Origin of the sequence: Synechococcus sp. HK01-R, assembly GCF_014217855.1 — a bacterium.
GTDB lineage: Bacteria > Cyanobacteriota > Cyanobacteriia > PCC-6307 > Cyanobiaceae > Synechococcus_C.
Window position 1 is genome coordinate 1,570,588 of sequence record NZ_CP059059.1, and the last position, 9,907, is coordinate 1,580,494.

The 9,907-nt window shown below is 63.1% G+C and carries 11 protein-coding genes; 5 read left to right on the forward strand and 6 right to left on the reverse strand.

Going from position 1 to position 9,907, the window contains the following annotated elements; all coding sequences use genetic code 11:
• Position 1: 1 nt before the first annotated feature.
• From trxB to H0O21_RS08415, 3 genes are all read right to left on the reverse strand, one after another.
• A complete protein-coding gene (gene trxB / locus H0O21_RS08405; protein WP_185189354.1) occupies positions 2-1,393 on the reverse strand; it encodes a thioredoxin-disulfide reductase in 1,392 nt (463 codons plus the stop codon).
• A gap of 117 nt (positions 1,394-1,510) precedes the next feature.
• Positions 1,511-1,753: a hypothetical protein gene (locus tag H0O21_RS08410; RefSeq protein ID WP_131454416.1), complete on the reverse strand. Its 243-nt coding sequence runs from the start codon at positions 1,751-1,753 to the stop codon at positions 1,511-1,513.
• Between the two features lie 96 nt (positions 1,754-1,849).
• The gene (locus H0O21_RS08415) at positions 1,850-3,358 is read right to left on the reverse strand and encodes a DEAD/DEAH box helicase (protein WP_185189355.1); all 1,509 of its coding nucleotides are present in this window, start codon (positions 3,356-3,358) and stop codon (positions 1,850-1,852) included.
• 60 nt (positions 3,359-3,418) lie between these two features.
• On the opposite strand from H0O21_RS08415, the gene H0O21_RS08420 reads away from it, so the two are divergent.
• On the forward strand, positions 3,419-3,595 hold the full coding sequence (locus tag H0O21_RS08420) for a hypothetical protein (RefSeq protein ID WP_185189356.1): 177 nt from the start codon (positions 3,419-3,421) through the stop codon (positions 3,593-3,595).
• Between the two features lie 8 nt (positions 3,596-3,603).
• Here H0O21_RS08420 and H0O21_RS08425 read toward each other — a convergent pair whose 3' ends face one another.
• Entirely contained in the window at positions 3,604-4,182 is a 579-nt protein-coding gene (locus H0O21_RS08425; RefSeq protein WP_185189357.1) for an EF-1 guanine nucleotide exchange domain-containing protein, read from the reverse strand.
• A gap of 122 nt (positions 4,183-4,304) precedes the next feature.
• Here H0O21_RS08425 and H0O21_RS08430 point away from each other — a divergent pair, with 122 nt between their 5' ends.
• From H0O21_RS08430 to H0O21_RS08445, 4 genes are read left to right on the forward strand one after another with little or no spacing between them, the layout of a single operon-like run.
• Complete coding sequence (locus H0O21_RS08430) at positions 4,305-5,444, forward strand: Re/Si-specific NAD(P)(+) transhydrogenase subunit alpha (protein WP_255440952.1); 1,140 nt, start codon at positions 4,305-4,307, stop codon at positions 5,442-5,444.
• The gene (locus H0O21_RS08435; protein WP_131454411.1) at positions 5,444-5,749 is read left to right on the forward strand and encodes an NAD(P) transhydrogenase subunit alpha; all 306 of its coding nucleotides are present in this window, start codon (positions 5,444-5,446) and stop codon (positions 5,747-5,749) included. The genes H0O21_RS08430 and H0O21_RS08435 overlap by 1 nt, the downstream gene beginning before the upstream one ends.
• The gene (locus H0O21_RS08440) at positions 5,749-7,170 is read left to right on the forward strand and encodes an NAD(P)(+) transhydrogenase (Re/Si-specific) subunit beta (protein WP_131454410.1); all 1,422 of its coding nucleotides are present in this window, start codon (positions 5,749-5,751) and stop codon (positions 7,168-7,170) included. Before H0O21_RS08435 ends, H0O21_RS08440 begins: the two co-directional genes overlap by 1 nt.
• Entirely contained in the window at positions 7,167-8,246 is a 1,080-nt protein-coding gene (locus tag H0O21_RS08445) for a YheT family hydrolase (RefSeq protein WP_185189359.1), read from the forward strand. Before H0O21_RS08440 ends, H0O21_RS08445 begins: the two co-directional genes overlap by 4 nt.
• 28 nt (positions 8,247-8,274) lie before the next feature.
• On the opposite strand, the gene H0O21_RS08450 is transcribed toward H0O21_RS08445, so the two are convergent.
• Both H0O21_RS08450 and H0O21_RS08455 read right to left on the reverse strand, forming a co-directional pair.
• Positions 8,275-8,652, reverse strand: a complete 378-nt coding sequence (locus H0O21_RS08450) for a ferredoxin (RefSeq protein ID WP_185189360.1) — start codon at positions 8,650-8,652, stop codon at positions 8,275-8,277.
• Positions 8,649-9,902, reverse strand: coding sequence for a 1-deoxy-D-xylulose-5-phosphate reductoisomerase (locus tag H0O21_RS08455; protein ID WP_185189361.1), 1,254 nt, complete (start codon positions 9,900-9,902; stop codon positions 8,649-8,651). Before H0O21_RS08455 ends, H0O21_RS08450 begins: the two co-directional genes overlap by 4 nt.
• Positions 9,903-9,907: the final 5 nt, after the last annotated feature.

The window sequence follows — 9,907 nt, forward strand, 5'->3', positions numbered from 1 at the left end:
CTCAGACTGATGCACCGAGGAGGGCATCAATGGCGCCTCGGAACTCGCTGCGCTGCTTCACGCCACGCCACTGCTGCTTGAGCTCCTTGCCATAGAACAGTTGCACCGTGGGGGTGCCATTCACTCCGGCCTGCTCGGCAATCGATTGATCAGCCTCGATGTCGATCTCCACCCCCTGGGCACGGCCCCCCAACTCATCGAGCACACGCTTGAGTTGTGGTTTGAGCACGTGGCAGGGGCCGCAGCTGGGGGAGGTGTACACCACCAGCAGGGGCTTGTCGCTGTCGTGATAGAGCTTGCGCAATGCATAGCTGCCCTTCTGCCAGAGGGCTTTGGGGTCATAGGTGGCTTCTGTGGCCGTTTCGCTGACTTGGGGTGTTGAGGCCTGGGCAGGCTCAACGCTGTCGCGCGACACGAGGGTGGCCAAATTGTTGTGGCTCAGCCAGCGCTCGGCTGCCAAAGCGGCCTGACAGCCGCTACCGGCGGCAGTGATGCCCTGGCGCCATTCCGCATCAGCCACATCGCCAGCGGCATAAACGCCGTCCACCGAGGTCTCAGGCCTGCCTGGTGCGGTTAAGAGGTACCCCTTGTCATCGCAGTCCAGCTGTCCCTGCACCAGCTCGGTGTTGGGGGTGTGGCCGATGGCATAGAAGAGTCCGCGCACGGGGAGCTCCCGCTCTGCGCCGCTTTCCCGATTGCGAAGTCGCAGGGACGTCAGCCAGTCGTCGCCTTCGGCATCGGCCACCTCGGTGTTCCAGTGGACGCTGATCTGGGGGTTGGCCTGCACCCGGTCGGCCATGGCCGCGCTGGCACGTAACTGTCCAGAGCGCACGAGCAGGTGCACGTGGCTGCCGTATTTGGTGAGGTACACCGCTTCCTCGCATGCGGAATCACCACCGCCCACCACAGCGAGCTCTTCGTTGCGGAACTGGGGGGTGGCGCCATCGCAGATGGCACAGGCGCTGATGCCTTGGCTCCAGAAGCGCTCCTCCTGCGGCAGTCCCAGGCGATTGGCGCTAGCGCCAGTGGCCAGGATTAGCGCCTGGGTCTGGATGCTGCGGCCGTCGGCTTCGATGCGAAAGGGACGGCTGCTGAGGTCGATGGCATCGGCATCAGCTTCGAGAAGGCGCGTTCCCCAGCGCTCTGCCTGGGCCTTCATGAGATCCATCAGGTCAGGGCCGAGCACCCCATCGGGGAACCCGGGGAAGTTCTCCACGTGGGTGGTGGTCATCAGTTGTCCGCCAGGGATGCCGCCCCGTTGGAAGCCAGTGATGAGAAGTGGGCTGAGGTTGGCTCGGGCGGCGTAGATCGCAGCTGTGTAGCCCGCAGGTCCGGAGCCAACGATGACCAGGTTTTCTGTGGCCAGGTGGTCAGCACCAATCTCTGCAGCCATGGCTTAAGCGGATCGATTATGAGTTGACTCTAAGTGAGCCTTCCCTCTGTCGTGATCGGAGGGGCGCGAATTGCATGAACGCCGACCCAAAATCATTGCCGTTTTTTAATAATTTCTTCAGATTTCGAGGGGGTCTTCCCAGCCTTCGTTGAACTGCGGGCGTTTGCTTGGTGCCCTTGAAACGCTCAGCACCGAGTCCTCCAGAAGCTCCGGGTGTTCACCCATGCAGGTAATCCACTCTCTGAATTCCTGGGTCAATGCGTAGCTGTCTTCATAGCGCTCTGCGCTGTCCAGCACAGCGATCCTGGTGGTTGCCCAGCATGTGGCGACGCTGACGCGACGTTGCATGGCTGCTTCCATGATCGGCTCCCAGATGGTGACCAGGCTGCTTGTTGATGGGGACCCATCAGGCCTGAATTCGCAGAACGTCGCATTTTTCTCTGCAGAAATGTGTCGTCAACGCTGCAAAAAGCTGGGCAATTCCGGAGTGCGCATCTGGATCACGGCGCCGGCTCCATCACCGACCGCCTCAAGAGGCAGGCTGGGTCCACGCCAGTTGCCTCCGGTTTCCGTTGCATCGTCCTCAGTCGTGGACAGGCTGCGGATGCGGTACGGCTCCGACCAGGACCAGGTGCGCGCGTAGCTCATCAGTAGAGGATCGGCCGGGGCAAAGACGAAGGAGGGCTCCCTCGGCACCGCTTCCACGCTTGCGCGCTCCCCGCTCATGCGGACCGCCCGTGTAATGCCCTGCAGGAAGCGGCTGCGGGTGACCACGGTGGTCAGGTAAGCCACGACGCGCAACCTGGGGGCGTCGAATCCCTCTGCACACATGTCGATGCTGACGAGCCAGTCGGCATGGCCCTTTTGAAAGGCGCCCAGGCGGCGACTCGCGTCCGGATCCTGGGAGTGCACGAGATCCACCCGATCGCCCTCCTCCTCCAGAAGTCGCGTGATGCTGCGCGCATGGTCGATGTCACGAGCCATCACGAGGCCCGCTGCCTCCCGATGGCGTTCGCGCACTTTCTCGAGTTGTTTTCTGGCTCGCAGCAGCAGCTGCAGGGCAATGCTGCTGGAGTCGGACAGACGGATCGCCCTGCGCAGATTGCGGGCCCTCCAGCTCTCTCGCTGCTCTGCAGACAGTGGCGACACATCACGGTCCGGTAGTCCCTCGCGGCTGTGCTCCACCCATCCATCCTGAAATCGGAACTCCAGTGGCCGAACATCGCCGGCGGCGATCAGTTCCCTTGGCTCCACACAGAGATCCGGACTGATCTGTTCCACAAGCTCCCCCTCACTCTCCACTCGCACCTTTCTTGCGGCGCAAAAGGCGAGGTTGTCGGCCCTGAAGGGGGTTCCTGTCAGACCCAGTCGCAGTCGACTTCCTTCGCTGAGTTCGAGGAAGGTGCGTCCCCAGATCGGCCCCTCTGGTTCCTCCGGATCCACGCCCAGATGATGGGCTTCGTCGGCAATGGCCAACAGGCGTTCAGGACACCAAAGACGGAGAGCTTCCCCCAGTCCCTCCAGTTGGCGGCCCGCTCCCTGGTAGGTCACCAGCCAGCCGTCTGCGTCGCCCAGCCCCTGTCCTGTCCATCGATCCCCCGACTCCAGCTCAGGGGATGGAGACCATTCCGCCAGTGTCAGTCCCAGGCGCTGAGCTGCCAGCTGCCACTGCTTCAGGATTGAAGTGCGATGGCAGAACACAAGAAAGCGATCGAGTCGCTGTTCTGAACGCATGCTGCGGAAGGCCAGCAAGGCGCCCAGGGTTTTGCCTGCTCCGGGGCCAGCATGGACAAGCACATCCCTGCCGCTGGTGTCTGGCTGAGACAGCCTGCGGCGCAATAGCTGAATCAGCTGCCGCTGCCAGACCCTGGGGCGGATCGTCTCGTCCCGGTTGGGCTCGCAGAGTTCAAAGGACGGGGGGACGATCAGTCTGCTCGGAAAGTTAGGTCTTTCTAACCATTCCATTCGTCCTGAGCATCCCTACCTTCCGGCCATCAGCCCTCTTGGGTTTTGCCCGCGCTGCCCATGGCCAATCGTCGCTCCTCCTCACGCCCGAACAGGAACCCGCAGCTGCGCTTGGAGCAGTGTTGGCTGCACGAGTGCGACATCGATCCATTGATCCTTAGGGCGCGCCTCCTCCGCCACCAGGGCCGTCGTGCGATGGCCCTGGCAGTGGAGCAGGAGGTGCAGCCGATGTTCTGAGCCTTCGCTCAGAGCGCTTCGGTGTGATTGGCCAGGAGCAGCTCCACCTCTTTGAGGCCTGCGCTGGCCGCACTCCTGGCCAGATCAAAGTCCCCCTGGGCCTCATCCATCAGCCGGCCCGCCAGACGGTCGAGCAGATCATCTTTCTGTTCTTCGAGCAGCGCCAGCAGTTCGGTTTCAATCAACTGGCGCACAGCTGAGCGGTGCAGGTGTCGATCACTGGCCTCGTCAAAGGTGCCTTGCACGAGCTCCTGAATGAAGAGCCGATGCACCTCGCTGCTGCGCAGAAAGCTCTCGGTGGCATTGATGATGCCGTCCACCAGGGTGCGGTCCGGCTCAGACTCCTGGTCGGCAAGCTTGAACTCCCAGTCGAGATGGCGACGCTGCCAGCCAGCCGCGTGCAGGCTGGGCATCACGGTTTGGGAGAAGGTGTCAACCGACATCTCGTAGATGCGCTCCGCCAGGCGCTCACACCATTCGCGGCCATGCCCCTGAAGAACCGCCTGCATCGCCTGGCGCTCCACCGCATGGCCACCGTGATGGCTGTGGCAGACGCCGTCTGGACATTCGATCGCCGTGAGGCCCATGGGTTTGCGGAATGGGCCCTCTCCTTAGCCAGAGCAATCGATCAGGACGTCGATCTTCAGAAAAGCTCCCGGAATCGTGTACGCGACCCCGTAATCTCGGCTGGGTCGACGGCGTCACGATCTTGCCCAGACTTTTAATACCTGTTGAAACCGCTGCAGGGGAAACCCGAGTAGCGGCTTCTCCTGAGACCGTCAGGAAGTTCATTGGCCTGGGCTGCACCGTTTCAGTGGAACGGGGTGCTGGTGCCAGGGCCGGTTTCGTGGATACGGCCTATGCCGATGCCGGAGCTGAGCTCGTAGCGGCAGCTGATGCGTCGTCCTGGAGCCAGGCCGACCTGCTGCTCTGCGTGCAGCCTCCCGCAGCGTCTGCGCTGGCAACCCTCCGCCGCGGTGCGCTGCTGGTCGGCTTGCTTTCTCCTTACAGCAACGCTGAGCTGGCGAGTGCTCTCCAGGGTGCAGGCCTCTCGGCCATGGCCCTGGAGTTGTTGCCCAGGATCAGTCGCGCCCAGTCGGCCGATGCCCTCTCCTCCCAGGCCAACATCGCCGGATACAAATCCGTGCTGCTCGGAGCCGGCGCCCTCGACCGTTATTTCCCGATGCTGATGACCGCAGCGGGCACCGTTCAACCCGCGCGGGTGGTGGTACTCGGTGCCGGTGTTGCCGGATTGCAAGCGGTGGCCACCGCCCGCCGTCTCGGCGCAGTCGTTTATGTCAGCGATATCCGGCCCGCCGTGAAGGAGCAGGTGGAATCGCTCGGTGCCCGGTTCATCGATCCCCCGGAGATGGAGGACAAGCCGGCTGAGTCGGGCGGTTATGCCAAACAGGCCTCGGAGGCGTTCCTGGCCGCCCAGCGCCAACAGTTGTCCGATCAGCTGGCCGAAGCTGATGTGGCGATCTGTACAGCTCAGGTGCCCGGTCGCCGTGCCCCCCGCCTGATCAGTGAAGACATGCTGGATCGGATGCGTCCCGGTGCGGTGGTGGTGGACCTTGCCGTGGCCCAGGGTGGAAACTGCGCTGACACCCAGCCCTCCCAGACCGTTGATCGCAAGGGCGTGAAGCTCATCGGCGCCAACGATCTGCCCTGCACAGTTCCCAATCACGCCAGTGCGCTCTATGCCCGCAATTTGCTGGCGCTACTGGAGCCCACCCTCAAGGATGGTCAGCTCAGCCTCGACACCGAGGACGAACTGATCGCTGGTTGTCTGATCGCCCAGGACGGCAGCATCCGCCGCGGCGACGTTCTCACCCCCGGAGCCAACTGATGGATTCAAGCTTTGTGAATGCCCTCTGGGTTTTGCTGCTCGGCAGCCTCCTGGGCCTGGAACTGATCGGCAAGGTGCCTCCCACCCTGCATACGCCTCTGATGAGCGGCGCTAACGCTATCTCCGGCATCACCGTGCTGGCGGCCCTGACGGCGATCATCAAATCGAACGGGAGCATCCCTCTGCTGGTGCTTGGTTCTGTGTCTTTGGGCTTTGCCCTTTTCAACGTGATCGGGGGCTTCCTGGTGACCGATCGCATGCTCGCCATGTTCAGCCGCAAGCCCGCCCGCAAGGAGAACCGCTGATGGACATTCTTCAGTACGTCATTGACCTGGTCGCCATCCTGTTGCTGGCCCTAGGCATCAAAGGTCTTTCGAAGGTGCGCTCTGCCCGGGGCGCCAATCAACTGGCAGCCGTTGCCATGGCGCTTGCCGTGCTCGGTCTGCTGATTCACTACCTGGGCACCAGTGGCATCAGCGTGGCTGCCTGGAGCTGGATCATCGGAGGCACCGTTGTGGGTGGTGTGCTGGGTGCCATCACGGCCCAGCGGGTCCCGATGACGTCCATGCCCGAAACCGTCGCTCTCTTCAACGGTTGCGGGGGCATGTCGTCGCTGTTGGTGGCACTGGCTGCGGCCTTCTACCCAAGCGAGCTCGATGCCACTGGCATGGTCGCTGTGGTCTCGATCGTGATCTCGGTGTTCGTCGGTGCGATCACCTTCACTGGCTCGATCGTGGCCATGGCCAAGCTGCAGGGTTGGTTGTCGACGCCGGCCTGGATGCAGAGCAAGGCCCGCCATTTCGTCAACATTGCCCTGGCGGTCGCTTGCCTGGTGGCAGCGGTTGACCTGATTGCCAAGGGTGGTGTGAGTGCTCAGGGCCTCTGGCTTTTGGTGATCGCTTCCAGCCTGCTGGGCATCGGCGTGACCCTGCCCATCGGTGGGGCTGACATGCCTGTGGTGATCTCGCTGCTCAACAGCTACTCCGGTGTGGCAGCAGCAGCCGCCGGCTTTGTGGTCGGTAGCCAGTTGCTCATCGTGGCGGGGGCCATGGTCGGTGCAGCCGGCTTGATCCTCACCCAGGTCATGTGCAATGGCATGAACCGCTCCCTGGTGTCCGTGCTCTTCGGAGGGGCCCTTGGAGCATCCGCAGCGGCCTCCGGTGGTGGTGGTGAATACACCAACATCACCAGCTGCAGCGTTGAGGAATGTGCCCTGACCCTCGAGGCTGCCGAACGGGTCGTGATCGTTCCTGGTTACGGCCTTGCCGTTGCTCAGGCTCAGCACACCCTGCGGGAAGTCACCCGCTCTCTGGAAGCAGCTGGCATCCAGGTCGATTACGCCATTCACCCAGTGGCTGGTCGCATGCCTGGTCACATGAACGTGCTCCTCGCCGAGGCCGATGTGCCCTACGAGCAGCTCAAAGAGATGGATGTGATCAACCCCGAGTTCCCTGCCACGGATGTGGTGCTGGTGCTGGGTGCCAATGACGTGGTCAACCCTCAGGCCAAGAACGATCCGAACTCGCCGCTTTACGGCATGCCTGTGCTGGATGTGCAGCAGGCCCGCACGGTGTTTGTGGTGAAGCGGGGCATGAGTGCTGGTTACTCAGGCATTAAGAACGATCTGTTCGAACTGGCTAACACTTCGATGGTGTTTGGTGATGCCAAGAAGGTGCTGGGTGACCTGCTCGGGGAGCTCAAGGAGCTGGGCGTCGGGAAGAAATGACCCAGCTGCTTCAGCAGCTGGGTGTTGCCGCCTATCGGCAACGTCTTCCCTGGTTAGGCGGAGACCTGCAAACCCTGCGGGACACCCTTCGCCCGATGCGGCTGCCTCCTGATCAGGGGCAGCCGCTTCAGATTCCAGTTCCAGCCCTGCGCAGTGGAGCCGCCCCTGCCGGGCAATTGCTTGCTGTTCTCGACCAACCCGCTTCCGGTCCTGCTCAGGCGCTGGTGGTGCTTCTCCATGGCCTGGGGGGCTCCAGTCGACGGGAAGGCATGCGTCGTCTTGGTTTATCCCTGCAGTCTTCGGGTTTTGCTGTGTTGCGGCTCAACCTGCGCGGGGCTGACCCCGGCCGTCATCTCGCCGCAGGCACCTATGCCGCTTGCTGCAACAGCGATCTCCTTCCCGTCCTCATGCGCGCTCGGGAGCTGGCCTCGGAGCTGGCTCAGGCCGCCGGCCGTCTTCAACCGCTTCCCCTTCTTGGTGCTGGCATCTCCTTGGGTGGCACCATGCTGCTGAATGCGGCGCTGGAGTCGGCCGGGGTTCTCGATGGGTTGTTCTGCGCCAGTAGCCCTCTCGATCTGGCTGCCTGTAGTGCTTCGATTGAGCGCTCCCGCAATCGCATCTATCAGCGTTGGTTGTTGCAACGGCTCGTGCGCCAGACCTTGGCAGATCCCTTCGGTGTCACCGCCACAGAGGAGCAGCTCCTGAGGAAGACCCCACCTCGAAGCATCCGCGCGTTTGATGCAGCCATCACGGCACCGCGCTGGGGCTACGACTCTGTGGAGGAGTACTACCGCTGCGCCTCGCCCCTGGTCCGTTTGCTTGATCCCCAGGCCCGTAGGCGTCTGCCTCCCACCTTGCTGCTTCAGGCGCTGGATGATCCCTGGGTGCCAGCCCGAGCGGCGCAGGAGTTGCAGCGTTCGATCGGGGCTCTGAACCAGTCCGATGCGGCTGAACCCCTGTCGATCCTGCTCACTGCACGGGGAGGCCACAACGGATTCCATGCATCTGGCGACAGCCTGACCGCAGGCTCCTGGTCGGATCGGTTGGCCAACGCCTGGTACCACCAGCTGCTGTGACAGCAATCAGCGCCGTTGACGGCAGCGATCAGGACGGCTGAGGATCGTTTGAAACAGATTGTGCTTCGGAGGGCTGCTGGAATGGTGTCCGGCGGATGACCCACTCGTTGCACGGTCGCCCACCCACCACATGCTCTTCGAGGATCTGCTGCACCCGCTCCGGTGTCACATTCCCGTACCAGATGCCTTCAGGCCAGATCAGGAGCACGGGGCCCTGTTCACAGACTCGTAGGCAGTCAGCCTTGCTGCGCAGCACGATGCCCTGGGCCCGCTCAGGGTTCTCAAGATCCAGCTGGCGCACTCCCTGCTTGAGAGCCTCCCAGCTGGCGGCACCGATGCTGGGATCACAGCACTTCGCCTTGGCCGGCGTGGCACAGAGCAGCAGGTGATGGCTGGCCTGGATCACGCGGCCATGGCTGCCATGGGGATGCGTCGGGTGCCGCGCTGTACCTGTTCACGCACCACATCTCGAGCCCACTGATCCACGGCCAGCACGTCGTCGAGTTGGGGATGATCCATGCGATCGGACTTGTGACGCTCGCAGGTGGCGTCGATGAGATCGGGAATGTCGAGGAAGTGAATGCGCTCCTGCAGGAACTGGGCGACCGCTTCCTCATTCGCCGCATTGAGCACGGCTGGCATCGTGCCACCGGCGCGGCCAGCCGCGTAGGCCAGCTCCATGCAGGGATATTTGGCGGGGTCAGGGCTCCGGAAGCTGAGCTGCCCCACCTCCGTGAGGTTGAGGCGACGCCACGGTGTTTCAAGCCGTTCCGGCCAGCTCAGGCAGTAGAGGATTGGCAATTTCATATCCGGCCAGCCCAGCTGGGCCAGCACCGAGGAATCGGCCAGCTCGACCATCGAGTGGATGATGCTTTGAGGGTGGATCACGATCTCGATGTGGTCGTAGTCGAGACCGAACAGGTAATGGGCCTCGATCACCTCCAGACCTTTGTTCATGAGGGAGGCGGAATCCACCGTGATCTTGCGGCCCATGCTCCAGTTGGGATGGGAGGTGGCATCAGCCACGGTGGCTTTCTCCAGATCGGCGGCCTCCCAGTCACGGAATGCACCACCGGAGGCGGTGAGCTGAATGCGGCGCAGGCCTGGGGTGGGGACACCGGTGGAGAGGCTGGCGTTTTCAGCCCAGGGGGTTCCTTGCAGGCACTGGAAGATCGCGGAGTGTTCCGAGTCGGCTGGCAGCAGGCGGCTGCCACTCTTCTTCAGTTCCGGTAAGACCACCGGCCCAGCGGCGATCAGTGTTTCCTTATTGGCGAGGGCCAGATCCTTTCCGGCGCGCACGGCCGCCAGGGTGGGCAGCAGACCGGCGCAGCCAACGATGCCTGTCACCACAAGATCGGCCGTGTCCCAAGCGGCTGCGACGTTGAGTCCGTTGGCGCCACCCACCAGTTGCGGCAGGGTCTCGGGTTGTCGATCGGTGGGCAGGGCGTTGAGACGGTCCTGGAGTTCGGGCAGCAGGCTGTCGTCTGCCAAGGCCACCACTTCAGGGCTGTGCTGGCTGATCTGCTCCACCAGCAGTGGAAGGTTGCGCCCGGCGCTGAGGGCCACCACCCGGAAGCGCTCTGGGAATTCCTGGGCGATCTCCAGGGTTTGGGTGCCGATCGAGCCCGTGGAGCCCAGCACGCTGATGGCTTTCACGTCGA